Source organism: Pelomonas dachongensis, from assembly GCF_043555865.1.
GTDB classification, from domain to species: Bacteria; Pseudomonadota; Gammaproteobacteria; order Burkholderiales; family Burkholderiaceae_C; genus Pelomonas; species Pelomonas dachongensis.
The window spans coordinates 40754-57024 of the sequence record NZ_JBIGHY010000006.1; the positions used below are offsets into that span (position 1 = coordinate 40754).

Sequence of the window (16271 nt, forward strand, 5' to 3'; positions counted from 1 at the left end):
AGCTCGGCAATTTCGCTCACCTGCTTGATTGCTTTCTGCGTGTATCAGGGTTTGCCTGAGGCGAACCAATCACACGCTTGATTCTTTGGGGTGTGCCAAAGACGGCGGGAAACACCCCCTCTAGACTGCTTGCAGGGAAATATCGAGATTGCTGAAAAGCAGTCGTTAGTAGTAATTCAGTATTTCGGAGGTAGACACATGCTGAACACCCAACACGCAGGCGCACCGCGCTGGACCCCGCTGGCGCTGGCCATTTCCGCCGCGCTTGCCGGACAGGCTGCTCACGCCCAGGCCGCCGTTGCGCCGGCCGCCGCGGCGTCCGCGCCCGCCAAGGCCGAGACCACTCAGCTCGATACCGTCGTCGTGACCGGCATCCGTCGCTCCATCCAGAGCGCCAACGACCGCAAGAAGAATGCATCGACGGTGCAGGACAGCCTCGTGGCAGAAGACATCGACCAGTTCCCCGACAAGAACGTCGGCGAGGCGCTGTCGCGCGTGACCGGCGTGCAGTTGTCCCGCGATTTCGGCGAAGGCACGCAGGTGTCCATCCGCGGCGTCGAGCCGGATCTGAACCGCATCCAGATCAACGGCATGACGGCGCTAAACAGCAACGGCGGCACCGGCCGCGGCGCCGACCTGCGCGAGCTGCCGGCCGAGATGATCCAGTCCATCGACGTGGTCAAGGGCGTCACCGCCAACATGACCGAAGGCGGCATTGGCGGCACGGTGGACATCATCACGCGCAAGCCGCTGGACTTCACCAAGCGCACCGTGTCCATCCAACTGTCGGGCGAGAGCGGCAGCCTGCGCGGCGGCGTGCAGCCGCGCGGCTCCATCCTGGTGGCCGACAAGTTCCTGGATGGCAAGCTCGGCGTCATGGGCATGCTGGTGTACGACAACGTGCTGACGCGCGGCGACTTCGTCCGCAATACCTCCTGGGCCTTCCTGCGCGACTGGGACTTCTCGGACGAGAAGACGCTCACCAGCTTGAACCCCGCCGCAGCGGCCATCACCAGCCGCACCGGGTGCTCGGCCTTGTCGGGCAACGCCACCAACCTCGCCGATTGCAATCGGCAGTGGTTCGACTACTCGCCGCGCATCTCGCGCTACGGTATCTGGACGCGCGACCACAAGCGCACCTCCGTAGACGTGACGGCGCAGTACAAGTTCACCAAGGACTTCGACGCCTACGTGAGCCACAAGGTCAATACGGGCGACTCGATGCTCAATGACCGCAACTTCGGCACCGACTTCTCGGCGGTGACGCGGCTGTCCTCAGCGGGCACTGCGCCAACCTACAACGCCAGCGGTGTTCCGTCGGGCGGCACCTGCACGGGCGTGAGCGGCAGCGCAACACCGGCCGGCATGGTGGTCGAGAACCACCACGTCACCCAGTTCACCGTGGGCAACTGCCTGAATGTTGCAGGCCAGGGCGGCCAGGGCGCCTTCGGCACGTCGGCGCGCGACTTCAAGCAGGACAGCGAATCCAAGTACACCGACGTCGGCTTCAAGTACCGGAACAACGCCTGGCGCGTGGAAGGCCAACTGGTCGACTCCCAGGCCGACTACTCGAACGAAACCAACAACATCAGCCTGACGCAGAACGCGCCGGGCCTGGTCGTGAAGCTTGGTGCTGACCGACTGCCGCAGTTCATCTTCCCGGCCAACTACAGCCCCGACGACGCCTCCTCCTACGTGCAGGCTCAACTGCAATACCGCCCGACGGCCACGCAGCACAAGGAGCGCATGGGCAAGCTGGACCTGCAGTACAACTTCGACCATGGGTTCTTCCAGACCCTGTGGTTCGGCGGCCAGGCCAAGGAGAACAGGGCGCGCCAGTTCAACGGCGGCGGCTACTTGGTGCAGAACAACGGCAGCCTGTCGCTCACCGATGAGGCGGTGGACATTAACGCCCGCACGGCCAACGTCAACCAGATCATCAATTTCGATCCGCTGTATACGGGCACCGCACAGCGTCCGAATGTTACGCAGACATACATCAACAGCGGCTTTAAGGAGTCGTATGTAAATGGTGCGCGGATGCAGGAGATCATCAACGCCATCCGCACCACGTCGCCGGGCACCTTCATGGGCGGCTACGGCGGCTCAGGGTTGCCGAGCAACTGGACGGCCCCTAGTTACACATCAGCTGTTGCGTCCGGCATCTTTGACACCAGCGCGTTCAACCACAGCTACCTTTACGAAACGCCGGGCAACGACGGCAAGACCTATCCGCAGATCCCGGCCTTCGACATCCAGGAAAAGACCCAGGCCGCCTATGTGCGGCTGGACTGGGGCACTGAGCTGTTCGGTATGCCGCTGGACGGCAACATCGGTGTCCGCTATGCCAAGACGGACGTGTCCTCGACCGGCGTGCAGGTGGACCGCATCTGTGACCCGACCGTGTTGACCAGCTGCACGGTCCGCGTGATCTCCAACAAGGTGGTCACCCTCAACAACAGCTACAACGACGTGCTGCCCAGCCTGAACGCCGCGCTGCAGCTGGTTCCCAACAAGCTGATCGTTCGCGGCGGCTGGGCCAAGGTGATGTCGCGGCCTGCGCTCAACCTGCTGGCGCCCAACGTCACCTGCACGACCGGCGTTGGTGATCCTGGCCGAGGTGGCGATGGCACGGACGACTGCACGGCCGGCAATCCCGATCTGAAGCCCTACCGTGCTACCAAGTACGACCTGAGTTTCGAGTACTACCCCAACCGCGACACCAAGCTCTCGCTGGCGCTGTTCCGCACCGACATCGACACCTATGTGCGCAGCAACATTTACCAGCCGGCCGTGAACTTCTACGGCGACGGCCGCCTGTTCGATGTGACCCAGCCGATCAACGGCCAGGGCGCCAAGACCCAGGGCATCGAGTTGGACGGCAACCAGGCGCTGAGCTTCCTGCCGGGCTGGCTGAGCGGATTCGGTGTGAATGCCAACTACACCCGCATGACCTACAGCTATGCAGCCGGCAACCAGCTGGTCAGCGCGCTGGACGGTTCGGAACTGCCCTACCCGGGCCTGTCGAAGAACGCCTACAACGTGGGCTTGTGGTACGACAACGATGTGATTAACGCCCGCATCGCCTACCACCATCGCGACAAGTACTACACCGGCGGCAACGACGTGTCGGGCAACCCTAACTTCCGCGACAAGACCGGCTACCTGGATGCCAAGCTGCAGTGGAAAGCAACGAAGAATTTCACCATCTCGATCGAAGGCAAGAACCTGACTGACCAGGCCGAGCTGAGCTACGCGGGCGACCTGTCGCGCCCCAACGAGCTGGCGTGGTCGGGCCGTCGCTACTACGTGACCATCGGCTACAAGCTGTGATCTCCGGGCCTGGCCTGAGCGGCCAATCCTGTTGCACCTGAACTTCAGGTGCGGGCCCCGCAAGGGGCTTTTTTTTGGCCTCTCGCCCAGTCCGCCCTGCTGGACGCGGGCGGTCTGGTCGGTCCCCTGAGGGAACGGCGATGCACGCGGCGTCGAGCCGCGTGCACATCGACTGACGGGCCGGCTTGGGAGCGGCCCGGCGCTTGGCCCTAAAACACCAGAGATGGATTGCTGACATGAGTTTTTCGCTTCCCAAGCTGGCCTGCGGGCTGCTGCTGGCAGCGGCCGGCGTGGCCCATGCCGCCCCCCGCGTCGTCGAGAAGCTCGACCGCGGCGTCGTCGCGCTGGCGACGCCATCGGGCGTCTTCGTCAGCTGGCGGTTGCTGGGCAACGAGCCGGCCGGCGTGCGCTTCAACGTGTACCGCGATGGCAGGCAGGTGACCAGTGAGCCGCAGGCCCTGACGAACCTGACGGATCCGAAAGGCAGCGCCGACAGCCTCTACACCGTGCGCGCCGTCGTCGCCGGCCGCGAGCTGCCGGGCGAGGCGGGCGTGGCGCCGTGGGCCCAACCCTATCTGCGCGTGCCGCTTCAAAAGCCCGAGGGCGGCACCACGCCCGACGGCGTGGTCTACACCTACCAGGCCAACGACGGTGCGCCAGCCGACCTGGACGGCGACGGCCAGTACGAATTGGTCGTCAAGTGGCAGCCCACCAATGCCAAGGACAACTCGCACCGCGGCTACACCGGCAACACGTTTGTCGATGCCTACAAGCTGGATGGCACGCGGCTGTGGCGCATCGACCTCGGGCGCAACATCCGCGCCGGGGCGCACTACACCAGCTTGGTCGCCTACGACCTGGACGGCGACGGCAAGGCCGAGGTGATGATGAAGACCGCCGACGGCACGGTCGATGGCCAGGGCCAGGTGATGGGCGACGGCCGAGGCGACCACCGCAATGCGACGGGCTATGTGCTGACCGGCCCGGAGTGGATCACCGTGTTCAACGGTCAGACCGGCGCAGCCATGGCCAGCGCCGACTACGCACCGCTGCGAGGCGACGTGGCCGCGTGGGGCGACGCCTACGGCAACCGCGTGGATCGCTTCACCGCCGGCGTGGCCTACCTGGACGGCCAGCGGCCCAGCGCCGTGTTCGCGCGGGGCTACTACACGCGCGCCGTCCTCGCGGCCTGGGACTGGCGCGATGGCAAGCTCAGCCAGCGCTGGATTTTTGACAGCGCCGCGGACGACGCCAGCAAGCCCGCCGCAGGGCAGGGCGCGCACTGGTTCTCGGTGGCCGACGTGGACGGCGACGGCCGCGACGACATCGTCTACGGCGCCGCGACCATCGCCAGCACCGGCAAGCTGCTCTACAGCACCGGCCTGTGCCACGGTGATGCGCTGCACGTCAGCAACCACGACCCGGCGCGCGCTGGCCAGCAGATTTTCATGGTGCACGAGAGCCCGCGCTGCTACGGCGAGCATGGCCTGGAGATGCACGACGGCGCGACCGGCAAGGTCCTGTGGAGCATGTCTGGCAACAACACCGACGTGGGCCGTGGCGTCTGCTTCGACATCGACGCCGCCCACCCCGGCGCCGAATGCTGGGGCAATGTCGGCGGCCTGATGAACGCCAGCGGCAAGCTCATCAGCGACAAGCACCCGAATCGCTACAACTTCGCCATCTGGTGGGACGGCGACCTGCTGCGCGAATCGCTGGACCATGTCGCCATCGACAAGTGGAACCCCAGCGCCTTCAAGTTCGAGCCGCTGCTGAACGGCAAGGCGTTTGGTGCCGCGTCCAACAACGGCACCAAGGGCAACCCGGTGCTGTCAGCCGACCTGTTCGGCGACTGGCGCGAGGAGGTGGTCTGGCGCAACGACGACAGCACCGCGCTGCTGGTGTTCTCCACGGCCATCCCGACCGAGCACCGGCTGGTGACGCTGATGCACGACTCGCAGTACCGCGTGCAGGTGGCCGCGCAAAACGCCGGCTACAACCAGCCGCCGCACACCAGCTACCACCTGGGCGCCGCCATGAAGGCACCGCGCTACTTGCCCATCAAGGTCACGCCATGAAGCGCATCGCCTCGCTCGCCGTGCTGGCCGCACTTGCCGGCTGCGCCACCTCGCCTCCGCCGGCGCCTGAGCCCGCGCCGCGCCCGCTGTACCGCGACCCCACCTACGACGGCGCGGCCGACGTGTCGCTGGTATTCAACCGCGGCCTCAAGCGCTGGGAGATGTTCTACACGAACCGCCGCGCGACCGTGCGCATGGACGACCCCAAGGACGTCAGCTGGGTGCACGGCACGCCCATCGGTGTCGCGACGACCGACGACGGCAACCGCTGGCGCTTCGACCAGGAAGCGAAGTTCCCCGCCGAATGCACCGGCGTCACGCTGTGGGCGCCCGAGATCCAGGACATCGACGGCACCTACCACCTGTGGCTGACCATCGTGCCGGGCATCCACAAGAGCTGGACCGGCGAGCGCCGCATCGAGCACATGACCAGCACCGACCTGCGCAACTGGCAATGCGCCGGCACCGCGGACCTGGGCTCGCCCAAGGTCATCGACGCGTCCGTCATCCGCGCACCGCAGGGTGGCTACCGGATGTGGTTCAAGGACGAGGCGGCCGGCAGCAAGCTGAAGTTCGCCGACAGCCCCGACCTGAAGGCGTGGACCGTGCGCGGCCAGGTCAGCAACCTGCCGGGCGAAGGCCCCACGGTGTTCCAGTTCGGCGGCAAGTGGTGGCTGGTGGCCGACCTGTGGAAGGGCCTGTTGGTGCTGCGCTCCGACGACGCGTTGAATTGGGAAGAGCAGCCCACGCGGCTGCTGGCTGGCGTGGGCCAGCACCCCACCGACCGCGCCAAGGGTCAGCATCCCGGTGTGACCGTCGTGGACGGCCGCGCCTACCTCTTCTACTTCACGCACCAGAGCGGCGAGCCCGAGGCCAAGACGGACGATCGCTGGCACCAACGCACCGTGATTCAGGCGGCCGAGCTGACGGTGAAGGACGGCTGGCTGAGCGTGGACCGCAACGCGGCGCCGCCTGACCTTCGCTCCGCCTTCAAGAGCCGTTGACCGCCATGCGCCAGCTTCTGACTTCTCTGTGGTTGCTGGCGCTGTCCAGCGTTGCCCACGCGGGCCTGGACGTGTCCACCCGCGCCACGGCCGGCAGCCTGCCGCTCGATGGCGCCGTCATCGTCGGCAGCGCTAACGCCGACCCGCTGGAAGCCTTCGTCGCGCAAGACCTGGCCGACGACTTCAAGCGCCTGGGGCTGCGTACCGGCGACGAGGGCCCGGTGCAGATCTGGGTGGGGACGGCCGGCCGGCATGCGCAGATCGACGCGCAGGCCGAGAAGCTGGAGTTGGCCCGGCTCAACGGCTGCTGGGAGTGCTTTCGCATCGCCGTGCTGCGCGACCCCGCGCCCGGCGTGAGGCAAGCCCTCGTCATCGCCGGCGCCGACCGCCGCGGTACGGCCTATGGCGTCTACACGCTGAGTCAGGCGCTGGGCGTGTCGCCCTGGGTCTGGTGGGCCGACCTCGCGCCGCGCAAGCGCGGCCCGCTACATGTCTCGCTGAACGAGCCGCTGCAGGACGGCCCCGCCGTGAAGTACCGCGGCATCTTCATCAACGACGAGGGCTGGGGCCTGCAGCCCTGGGCGGCGCAGACCTTCGAGCCAGAGGCCGGCAACATCGGCCCGCGCACCTACGAGCAGGTTTTTCGCCTGCTGCTGCGCCTGAAGGGCAACACGCTGTGGCCGGCCATGCACCAGGTGTCGCGCGCCTTCAACGACAACCCGCGCAACGCGCAGCTGGCGCAGCGCTACGGCATCGTCATGGGCAGTTCGCACGCCGAGCCCATGCTGCGCAACAACGTGTCCGAATGGACCGCGCCGCACGACCAGTACAACTACGCGACGCATGCGAGCCAAGTGCGCGACTACTGGGCCGAGCGGCTGAAGACCAACGGCCGGTACGAGAACCTGTACACGCTGGGCATGCGCGGCATTCACGACTCCGGCATGCAGGGCGGCGGCACGGTCGCCGAGAAGCAGGCGCTGCTGAACCGGCTGCTGGCCGACCAGCGCGAGCTGATCCGCCAGCACGTGGGCGACCCGGCCAAGACACCGCAGATCTTCGTGCCCTACAAGGAGGTGCTGCCGCTGCTGCCCGGTCTGGTGCTGCCCGATGACGTGACGCTGGTCTGGCCCGACGACAACTTCGGCTATATCCGCCAGTTCCCCGACGCCGCTCAGGCGAAGCGTTCGGGCGGCTCCGGCATCTACTACCACCTGTCATACCTGGGCGCGCCGCTGTCCTACCTGTGGCTGGACACGACGCCGCCGGCGCTGGTGGCCGAGGAGATGGGCCGTGCGTTCGATGCCGGTGCGCGCCAGCTGTGGGTGGCCAACACGGGCGATATCAAGCCGCACGAAGTCAACCTCAGCCACTGGTTCGACCTGGCCTGGAACCCCGCCGCCGTGCGCGCGCAAGGCCAGCCGGCCTGGCTGCGCGGGCTCGCGCAGCGGCTGTTCGGCAATGACGAAGTGGCGCCGATCTGGGACGGCTATTTCCGCGTCAACTTCGAGCGCCGCCCCGAGCACCTGCAGTACCACCTGGTGGGCGAGCGCGTGAAACGCAGCGGCCTGAGCGTGGCGGCGGTGCAGCAGCGCCTGAGCCGCTTCGCCGAGCTGCTGGCCCGGGTCGACGCCGTGCGCCCGCACATCGCCGCCGCCCAGTTGCCCGCGTTCTTCCAGGTCGTCGAGTACCCGCTGCGCGCCTCGGCGCTGGCCAACGAGCGCTTCTTCGCGCTGGAGCGCTACGCCGCCACGCTGGAGCGCGACCCCGCCGGCGCACGGGCCTTCGCGTCCCAGGCCGTGCGTGCTGACCAGCGCCTGAAGGCGCTGACCGCGCGCTACAACCAGGGCCGCTGGGCGGGCATCCTTGCCGAGGAGCCCGCCGATGGCCTGTGGACGAGCTTTCGCCAGCAGCTGCCGCTGCTGCCCGCGCCCGGCCTGGGCGGCAGCGCGCCTGACGCGCTGCTCGATCTGGCCCGCGCCGCGGCCGACCTGGCGCCACTGCCGCTGCTGGAGCCCATCGCGCCGGCTCTGCGCGTGACGGCCAGCGACGCCTGGCGCCGCGTGCTCGGCCTGGGGCACGGCGAGGGCGTGCTCGCCGCCCGCGAGCCCGGCGCCACGCTGGTCATCACCGCGCCAGGTGTCGCCCCCGGCGCGACATGCCTGCGTGTGCACGTGCTGCCTCGATACACCGCGACGCCCGGTGAGGCCTGGGTCGCCGAGGTGCGGGTCGACGGCCAGACGCTGCCGCTGCGCTGGCCGCGCGGCCCGCAGGATGCCGCCTGGGCGCAGGGTGTGCTGGCCAACCGGCTGCCCGCATCGGTCACACTGCCGGAGCGCAGCGGTCCGCTGACGCTGCAACTGCGCGCACAGCAGCGCGACCTGATGTTCGACGGCGCCGAGCTGCTGCCCGGCGCGTGCCGCTGAACACGAGGAGCCCCCGATGACCTCTCGCCTGATTGCCTGGCTGCTCGCGCTGCTGCTGGCCCTGCCGGCGCTGGCCGCCGACAAGCCGCGCGTCTTTGTGCTGACCGACATCGAGAACGAGCCCGACGATGCGCAGTCGTTGGTGCGCTTCCTGCTTTACGCCCACCAGTTCGACATCGAAGGCCTGGTGGCCACGACGTCGGTGCACCAACCGCGCAAGACCGCCGCCTGGCGCATCCGCGAGATCCTGGCCGCGTATGGCCAGGTGCAGCCCAATCTGCTGCTGCATGAGCCCGGCTATCCGGCCGTCGACAAGCTGCTGGCCGTTGTCACAGAAGGCCGCGCCGACTACGGCATGCAGGCGGTGGGGCAGGGCATGGACTCTGCCGGTTCCGACGCACTGATTGCCGCTGCCGACCGCGTCGATCCGCGCCCGCTGTGGGTGAGTGTCTGGGGCGGGCCCAACGTGCTGGCGCAGGCGCTGTGGAAAGTGCGCGCCACGCGTTCGTCCGATGCGGTCGACAAGTTTGTTGCCAAGCTGCGTGTCTACGCCATCTCCGACCAGGACGACTCCGGCCCGTGGATCCGCAAGACCTTCCCCGGCCTGTTCTACATCGCCAGCCCCGGCTTTCACCCCGGCGGCGCTTATCACCACGCCACCTGGGCCGCGATGGGCGGCGACAACTTCCACGGCCGCTTCGTCGGCGCTGACCACTCGCTGGTCGACAACGCCTGGATCGACCGCTACATCCGCCGCAACAAAGGGCCGCTGGGAGCGCAGTACCCACACCTCGAGTTCATGATGGAGGGCGACACGCCCAGTTTCCTCGGGCTGATCGCCAACGGGCTGAACGTGCCCGAGCGGCCGGACTGGGGCGGCTGGGGCGGGCGCTACGAGTTCTACACGCCGCGCAAGCAGAAGTGGCACCTGGTGGCGGAGACCCGCCCGATGTGGACCGATGCGGTGGACGAGGTGCGCGGCGCCGACGGCCGCTGGCACACCAGCAACCAGGCCACGTTGTGGCGCTGGCGCGCCGCCGTGCAGAACGACTTCGCCGCACGCATCGACTGGACGACGCAGCCCTACGCCAAGGCCAACCACCCGCCCGTGCCGAAGCTCGCACACGGCGACGAGCTGACCGTCAAGCGTGGTGACACCGTCCAGCTCAGCGCTGCCGGCAGCAGCGACCCCGATGGCGATGCGCTGTCCTACGAGTGGTTCTATTACGGCGAGGCCGGCAGCTTCACCGTCTCCAGCGGCCGCTCCGGTCAGCCGCTGGACATCCGCGGCTTCGACCAGCGCGAGGCCTCCTTCGTCGTTCCCGCCCAGCGCGTGATGCCGCCGGGCACGGGCACGATGCACATCATCCTGGCCGTGACCGACCACGGCACGCCGCGCCTCACGCGCTACCGCCGCGTCATCGTGAAAGTCGAACCATGAAGCTCCTGCCTCTCGTACTCTCCGCGCTGCTCGCCACGTCGGCCTCTGCCCAGAACCCGCTGAACCTCGGCAAGGACCTGCGCACCGCCGACCCCTCCGGCCACGTCTGGAAGGACGGCCGGATGTGGCTCTACACGTCGCACGACGAGGAGTGCCAGGCTGACTTCCACATGAAGGACTGGTACGCCTTTTCGTCCACCGACCTGGTCAACTGGACCAACCACGGCGCGGTGCTGTCGGTGAAGGATCTGAAGTGGGCCGACGACTACGCCTGGGCGCCCGACGCTGCTTACAAGAACGGCAAGTACTACCTCGTCTTCCCCGCCGGCACCGGCATCAAGGACCGCCAGAACCCCAAGAACAGCACCAAGTGGATGGGCATCGGCATCGCCGAGAGCGACAACCCCGCCGGCCCGTTCAAAGACATGATCGGCGCGCCGCTTTGGCGCAAGCCGTATGCGAACGACCCGGTGCTGTTCGTCGACGACGCGGAGAGCGGCGGTCGCGCCTACCTCTACAGCCGCACTTCGGGCGTCAACTACCTCGTGGCCGAGATGGCCGACGACATGCGTTCTATCAAGGGTGAGCTGCAGAAGATGGACATGGGCGGCTACGAGCCGCCGATGGAAGGGCCGTGGGTGTTCAAGCGCAACGGCCTGTACTACTTCACGATGCCCGAGCACAACCGCATCCTGACTTACTACACGGCCAAGACGCCCACGGGCCCGTGGACCTACCGTGGCGTCATCATGGAGCAGGAGAACAACGCCAACAACCACCACTCCATCGTGCAGTACCAGGGCCAGTGGATCCTGTTCTATCACCGCTGGCTGGACACGCCCGGCGCGGCCTGCAACAAGAAGCAGCGGCACGTGGCGGCGGAGTACCTGCACTTCAACGAGGACGGCACCATCCGGAAGGTGGAGCGCACGCAGGAAGGCGTGCGCGATTTTCCTCGTCGGGCAACACCTGGCACTGCCGTCGGCATGGCAAAGTAGTTCGCATCACAAAGCGCGAACAAGCGCTCATCAAGGGGGGAACTTGTCATGACGAAACCGGGTGTTCGGCGTCTTGCGTGGCTGGGCGGCATCGCCTGTGTCGGTGCCATCGTTTTCGCTGCAGTTGGCTGGCGTGGCGATGACGCGGCAGCGCCGCAGCCGGCCCCAGCGCCCAAGCCAGCGCCGCCCATGGTGTCGGTCGTCCCGGTAGACCCGGTGCCTCCTGCCGCGGTGGCCGCCGCTTCGATGCCTGCCGTTGCCATTGCCGCGATGCCCGCATCTGCCGCCTTGCGAGTTCCGTCTTTGGACGTATCGCGCATGCAGCGCGACATTCAGCTCGCCATCAGTAGCGATCAGCCTGGCAAGGCCGGGGAGGCCGCGCGGCACATCCAACGCTGCCTGGCGCTGGAGCGCGACCCAGAGCGGCAGCGCAAGTCGCGGGAGGAATTCATCCGCCGCTTGCCCGAGGCCATGGCCAGCACCATGAGAAACGTCCAGCATCAGCTGGACGCTTCGTGCCAGGCCGTCGACGCGGCCTCTCGCGCCCAGCTGGTCCCGCTGCTTCGCCGCAGCCTGGCCGAGGGCGACAAGGGCGCGGCTGCAGGCCTGGTGCGGGCCTTGGGAAAGAACTTCACGCTGGCGGACGAGCCCGGCGTCGTCCCGGCGTTGCGTCGCGACGCCTGGGACTGCGACCGCACCTCGCAAAGCGTGCTGAGCAGCCTGGCCCGCCGGGATCCTCAACTGTTGACACCCAACGACATCGGGGCCTTGCGCGATCAGCAACGCCTATTGCTCGGCCAGGGTTTGGAGGCCGTGCGGCGCCAGTCTGAGGGTGACCCGAAGCGCCAAGCCGCCATCGAAGGCATGCTGGCGACCTTCAACCCGCCGCCCGAGGCCGACCCGGTGGAAGTGGCGCGGATCTCGGCCGAGATCCAGAGCCGCTGCAAGGCGGATCCGGCCAAAGCCGGCGGTCTGTGAACCACAGCACCCGATGAACGACCCGACGATCGACTACGACCAGATCAACGCACTGGCCCGCCAGGCCTTTGCGCACTGGGGGCAAGCGCGGCTGGCCGAGGCGGCAGCAGGCTATGCCGCAGCCATCACGCTCGTCCGCGAAAGCGGCCTGCCTGCCGGGGCCGACCTGCATGCCCAACGGGCCGGCGTGCTGGACGCTTGGGGCCAGTTGGATGAAGCTGTTGCCGAGTCCGAACTGGCGCTGGGCGCCGAACAGGCCCGAGGTGGGGCGAGTGATGCCGCGCCCGCCGTGAAGATCGCGCGTCACTTCCTGGCGGACAGGCTGGTGCGCCAGGGTCAGGCTGAGCGCGCACTGGAAGTGCTGGCGCCCTCGTTGGCAGTCTTGTCCGATGACTGGCTGCTCCACATGACGCAAGCCGAGGCACTGTCAGCGGCGGGCCGAACAGACGATGCCAGGAGGGCTGCCGAACATGCGGTCGCGCAGGCCGGCTCGGAGGCAAAGCGGGCACAGATCGCCGAGAGGCTGGCAGCGGTGTTGCGCCGCTGATGCATCGGCCCTGGCGGCAAGCGGCTGACCGTGCAGCCGCCATGCTTCAGAACCGGTACAGCCACCCCGCAAACAGGCTCGCCTGGTAGCGCCGCTCCACCAGTGGGCTGTCCTCCACCGCGCTGCCCAGCAGGCGGCCCGACACGTCCATGAACAGCGACTCGTTGCGATTGGTGGCGTAGGTGAAGCGCAGGCCGCCCTCGGTCTGCAGCGCGGACCTGCCCTGATAGGTCGGCCGGTCAGGAAGGGCCTCGCTGGGTTTCACGCCGAAGTAGTAGTCGACGTATTTGCGGTCCACGTGGCGCACGCCCAGGCGCGGCGTGACGGCCAGCGCGCCGAAGTCCAGGCGCCTCTCGAAGTCCAGCGACGCGATGAGTCCCTTGCTGTGCCCCAGCGTGTCGCCCTGCAGCTTCAGCGACAGCTCGCCCATGCCGGTGGCCCAGATGGCCGCGCCGCCCAGCCACAGGCTTTCCTTGCGGCGGTCCATCCCGCGCAGGAAGTCGGAGTCCTTGGCCTCGTAGCCATCGAACGCGTAGCGCGTCAGCAGCCGGTACTTCACCGGGCCCGTGCTGCCCAGCTTCAGGCTGATGCTCGGCAGGGCGACGGACACCCAGTCGTTCTCGTAGACCAGCAGCGGCAGCACGCGCGCCTTGGTGTCCACGCCGCGGTAGGGCTCCAGCGTGGCGCCGGCACCGATGCCGACGAGGGTCAGCGAGGTGGGCGGGCCGTTCTGGGCCAGGGCCGGTGAGGAGACCGCCAGCGCTGCTGCGAGACGAAGGACATGGGCTTGCATCGAGACTTCCTTGCTTGAGTGGGAGCGCTGCACCGGCTGCGCAGACTGACTCAGCGCCATGATGAACGAGCGACGTCGGCCCTGCCGAGACCGTTATACGCAGTCCGCCCCGTTTGGATCTCTAACGGGACGCGTGTCGTATGGCCCGCTGGGCGTGTCAACGAATGATGTGCACCACCAGCCCGTTCAGGTAGCGCTCGAGCTGCGTGTAGCCGCTGGCGGGGTCGATGGCTTTGGCGTCGCCGGGGTCGCGCGGGTTCAGCCCGTGCGCCACCTCCCAGGCGTCGGGCATGCCGTCACGGTCGCTGTCCAGCGGCGCCGGCTTGCTCTTCAGCTCGGGCCAGCCGCCCACCTCGGTCTGGCTGTTGATGAGCCCGCCGCGGCGCTGGCGCACGTCTTCGACGAGGCGCTGATCTACCGCGTCGCGCACCAGCGAGGCGCCCACGCCGGCCAGCACGCGCTCCAGCGTCTGGTCGGGGGCATCCACCGTGACCGGCGCGAAGGGCAGGGCCGCCGCCAGCTTGTAGCCCGCTGGCAGGCCGGCTGGCAGGTTCTTAGCGTGCGCGCGCACCAGCGTCCATGGGTCGGCGGGCACCTGGCCGTCCATCCTGTTGCCGGCGAAGAAGGCGCGTGCGCCGGGGTTGCTTTCCTCGAACGCGAAGGCCCCTTTGGAGCTGGGCCCGCGCAGGTAGACGTTGCCGACGAAGTTGTAGCTGGCGCGCTCGCCGCCGCGGTCCAGGTTGTAGCCGGCGCGTTCGGTGGCCCAGTTGTAGAAGACGTTGGCGCGCAGGTCGTAGAAGCCGCCGATGGGGTCGGCCTCGGGGCTCAGGTAGTTGCCGGGGCGCGGCATACGGTCCTGGTGGTGGGCCCAAAGGTTGTGGTGCAGGGACAGCCGGGTGCCGCGCGCGCCGCGCAGCAGGCTGCCGAAACCGTGGCAGGCGCGCTGCTTGGCGGTGTTGCAGTTCAGCGATTCGCCGATGAGGCTCCACTGCACGGTGACGTGCTGGTAGGCGGGGCGACTCAGGTCGGCGCGAGCGACCGAGACGGACAGCGACTCGTCGCTGGACCAACTGGTGGACACGTGGTCCAGGATGATGCGCTGGCCAGAACCCACGGAGATGGCGTCGGCGTCCGCGTTGGCCGCATCACCCAGGCGCGATCGGATGAAGCGCACGACGACGTCGTCGGCGTCGATCATCAGCGGGTGGTCGCGCAGCGTGATGCCGTCGCCGGGGGCCGTCTGGCCCGCGATGGTGATGCGGCCGTGGGTGACGTGCAGCGGCTTGGACAGCGCGATAGTGCCCGACACCGCGAACACGACGGTGCGCGGCCCCTGCGCCTCCACCGCGGCGCGCAGCGAGCCGTGGCCGTGGTCGGCCAGCGTGGTCACATAGATCGTGCGGCCGCCGCGGCCCCCCTGCGAGATGGCGCCTTCGCCCTCGGCGCCCGGGAAGGCCGGCAGTAGCGCAGCCGTAGGCGGCTGTACCGGGGTCGTGCACGCAGCAAGCAGCAGGGCGGCGGCGAGGGAGATCGTTGTTCGCATGGGCGGGATCTATGGATACGGCGGGAGTAGGTTGCGAACGCCCTGGCGCGCGACGGCCTGCATCAACGGCAGCCGCTGCCAAAGGCGGTCGCGGACATGACGCGAGGGCGCCTGGAGCGCCTCAATCGGCCGCCCACGCGCCGTTGGCGGCAAGTGCGCGCCAGGTTGCCATCGTGCGTCCGGTGCGGCTGGGCGGGGACGGTGCGCGACTGGGCATCAGCAGCGCCACGGCCTGCGTCGTGCGTGCCAGGAAGGGCAGCGCCGCCAGCAAAGGCGTCGCCACCAGCCGCGGCGCCTCGGGTGAATCCGTCCGTAGCTCGAACAGCTGGCCGACCGACGACGGCAGCGTGTGCGCGTGCTGCGACAGCGTCATCGTGATGCGCCCGTGCCATGCCGCGTCCACGCCGCTGTGCGCGCAGCGCTGCCGCTGGCTCAGATGGAAAGCGGGCGGCTCGCCCTTGGCGATGCGCTGTAGCAGCTCCCCGCGCAGCTCCGGCCGCAGCGACGGCAGGAACTGGTGATGTTCCAGCGCGGTGCGCCGCCGGTGGCCTTCCGCCTGGAGGTCCGTGCCGTCCTGCATCTTCATCCGCCGTGTCAGGTCATGCAGCTCCCACAGCCGGATGCGGAAGTCGCGTTCGGCGCTGCTCACGTCGTGCCCGGCCACGTACTCGAAGGCATCGAAGGCCTCCACGACGCTGCGCGCCACGGCACTCATGGACGCCACCAGCCACAGCCCGCCTGACGGCGTTGCGCTGACGCTGCCCGCCAGCTCGCGCAGCGCGATGCAGTGGGACAGCAGCTTGACGAAGATGCGCCCGCCGTGCGCGGCATTCGGCGTGATGGGCTGCAGCCCGTCGAGCGCGGCGGCCACCGCCTTGGCGTGCTCCAGAACGGCATCGAATTCGCGGGACTTGGCGCGGTAGTCGCCCCAGGTGGTGATGGTTGGCAGCATGGAAGGTTCATTGCCCTGAAGAGGCGCGGAGATTAGGCGAAGTCCGCGCGTTTCATTCGGGAGTTGCGCTTGCTCACGCGTCAAGGCCTCAGCCTGTCGGTCATCCACCGCGCCGCCAGGGCCGGCCACTGGTCGTGCGTGCCGTCGAGCCCGCGCAGCGCAAAGCCGTGCTCGGCTT

At 68.2% G+C, this 16271-nt stretch carries 11 protein-coding genes; 8 read left to right on the top strand and 3 right to left on the bottom strand.

Going from position 1 to position 16271, the window contains the following annotated elements; all coding sequences use genetic code 11:
- Nucleotides 1-198: 198 nt before the first annotated feature.
- The 8 genes from ACG02S_RS16630 (at nucleotide 199) to ACG02S_RS16665 (ending at nucleotide 12805) form a co-directional block, all read left to right on the top strand.
- Nucleotides 199-3333 (top strand): TonB-dependent receptor, encoded by a 3135-nt coding sequence (locus tag ACG02S_RS16630; RefSeq protein WP_394471595.1) that lies wholly within the window; start codon nucleotides 199-201, stop codon nucleotides 3331-3333.
- A gap of 236 nt (nucleotides 3334-3569) precedes the next feature.
- Nucleotides 3570-5411, top strand: coding sequence for a rhamnogalacturonan lyase (locus ACG02S_RS16635; protein WP_394471596.1), 1842 nt, complete (start codon nucleotides 3570-3572; stop codon nucleotides 5409-5411).
- Complete coding sequence (locus ACG02S_RS16640; RefSeq protein ID WP_394471597.1) at nucleotides 5408-6415, top strand: glycoside hydrolase family protein; 1008 nt, start codon at nucleotides 5408-5410, stop codon at nucleotides 6413-6415. The genes ACG02S_RS16635 and ACG02S_RS16640 overlap by 4 nt, the downstream gene beginning before the upstream one ends.
- A 5-nt stretch (nucleotides 6416-6420) precedes the next feature.
- Nucleotides 6421-8841 (top strand): glycosyl hydrolase 115 family protein, encoded by a 2421-nt coding sequence (locus ACG02S_RS16645; protein WP_394471598.1) that lies wholly within the window; start codon nucleotides 6421-6423, stop codon nucleotides 8839-8841.
- A 16-nt stretch (nucleotides 8842-8857) separates the two neighbouring features.
- Nucleotides 8858-10282: a nucleoside hydrolase-like domain-containing protein gene (locus ACG02S_RS16650; RefSeq protein WP_394471599.1), complete on the top strand. Its 1425-nt coding sequence runs from the start codon at nucleotides 8858-8860 to the stop codon at nucleotides 10280-10282.
- On the top strand, nucleotides 10279-11280 hold the full coding sequence (locus tag ACG02S_RS16655; RefSeq protein WP_394471600.1) for a family 43 glycosylhydrolase: 1002 nt from the start codon (nucleotides 10279-10281) through the stop codon (nucleotides 11278-11280). The genes ACG02S_RS16650 and ACG02S_RS16655 overlap by 4 nt, the downstream gene beginning before the upstream one ends.
- A 189-nt stretch (nucleotides 11281-11469) precedes the next feature.
- Nucleotides 11470-12258, top strand: coding sequence for a hypothetical protein (locus ACG02S_RS16660; RefSeq protein ID WP_394471601.1), 789 nt, complete (start codon nucleotides 11470-11472; stop codon nucleotides 12256-12258).
- Nucleotides 12259-12271: 13 nt separating this feature from the next.
- Nucleotides 12272-12805: a tetratricopeptide repeat protein gene (locus tag ACG02S_RS16665; RefSeq protein WP_394471602.1), complete on the top strand. Its 534-nt coding sequence runs from the start codon at nucleotides 12272-12274 to the stop codon at nucleotides 12803-12805.
- Nucleotides 12806-12851: 46 nt separating this feature from the next.
- Here ACG02S_RS16665 and ACG02S_RS16670 read toward each other — a convergent pair whose 3' ends face one another.
- The 3 genes from ACG02S_RS16670 to ACG02S_RS16680 all read right to left on the bottom strand — a co-directional run bounded on the left by ACG02S_RS16670 (nucleotide 12852) and on the right by ACG02S_RS16680 (nucleotide 16093).
- Nucleotides 12852-13598, bottom strand: a complete 747-nt coding sequence (locus ACG02S_RS16670) for a MipA/OmpV family protein (RefSeq protein ID WP_394471603.1) — start codon at nucleotides 13596-13598, stop codon at nucleotides 12852-12854.
- Between the two features lie 157 nt (nucleotides 13599-13755).
- Entirely contained in the window at nucleotides 13756-15141 is a 1386-nt protein-coding gene (locus tag ACG02S_RS16675) for a pectate lyase family protein (protein WP_394471604.1), read from the bottom strand.
- Nucleotides 15142-15262: 121 nt separating this feature from the next.
- Nucleotides 15263-16093: a hypothetical protein gene (locus ACG02S_RS16680; protein ID WP_394471605.1), complete on the bottom strand. Its 831-nt coding sequence runs from the start codon at nucleotides 16091-16093 to the stop codon at nucleotides 15263-15265.
- Nucleotides 16094-16271: the final 178 nt, after the last annotated feature.